At 77.8% G+C, this 889-nt stretch carries 1 pseudogene; it reads right to left on the bottom strand.

Features of this window, described 5'->3' with window-relative positions:
- Window positions 1-889 (bottom strand): annotated as a pseudogene (locus MXD58_RS25775) (BREX system serine/threonine kinase PglW); the annotation flags it as partial.

Raw genomic sequence — 889 nt, 5'->3', positions numbered from 1 at the left:
GCGCCGGACCGTGCGGCCCCGGCCGGCCGGGGGCGTCGACGAGCTCGGCGAGCAGGGGAGCGGCCCGGTCCCAGGCGGAACGGACGTACTCGGTGAGGTGGCCGGCGGCGCGGCTGCCTGGCTCGGCGCTGTCCGCGCGCAGGATCGTGGCCCACGTCGGCCTGGGGCGGGGGTCGACCTCGGCGTGCAGCGCGTCGAGGAAGACGGCGGCGACGTCGACCGGTTCGGCGGCGAACCGGTGTGGCAGGGCCAGCTCCGCACGGGCGGCCAGGTAGAGGCTGCGGCGCACGGTGAGCGCCCGGAACCCACCGGCCTCGGTGGCGGCGATGAGCCTCTGCTCGGCGAGCGATGAGGCCGCCTGATCGGGACTGTCGAACATCAACCGGGCCGGGCGGCTGCCCGTCTCGGTGGACCGGCGCACGACCGGCGTCGCCCTCGAGCCGAGGCCCGTCGAGGTCAGCAGGCGATACGGCGGCACGTAGCCGCCGCGGGCCGCGTCCCATTCGAGGACGAAGCCGGCCTGTGCCAGCGGGCCGTCGAGCGCGGGGTGCGCCGGCACCTCGGTCGTCAGGCCGGGGAAGCGGGCCGCCACCCGGTCATGGATGAGCGGCACCTCCAGCAGCGGCCGGTCGGGGCGTTCGGTCAGGCCCTCCGGTCGCCCTGGCCGCGCCGGGAGCGGCGCCGGCCGGGGCGGTAGCACGCCGGCCTGGGCGAGTCGTAGCGCCCGGACGAGGCCCAGGTCGCGCGGGTAGATTTCCAGTCGGGCGTTGGCGGCGGCGGTGCGCGACGCGGCGGCGGCGAGGCGGACGAGGCGCTGCTCGTCGAGTGCCGCCAACCCGGCGAGCCCGTCGACCGACCCGGGCGCGTCCTCGTCCGGACCGCCCTCGTC

This window comes from Frankia sp. AgKG'84/4 (assembly GCF_023242965.2).
GTDB lineage: Bacteria > Actinomycetota > Actinomycetes > Frankiales > Frankiaceae > Frankia.
Note: the sequence above shows the minus strand (reverse complement) of the source record. Positions and strands in the feature narration are given on the sequence as shown.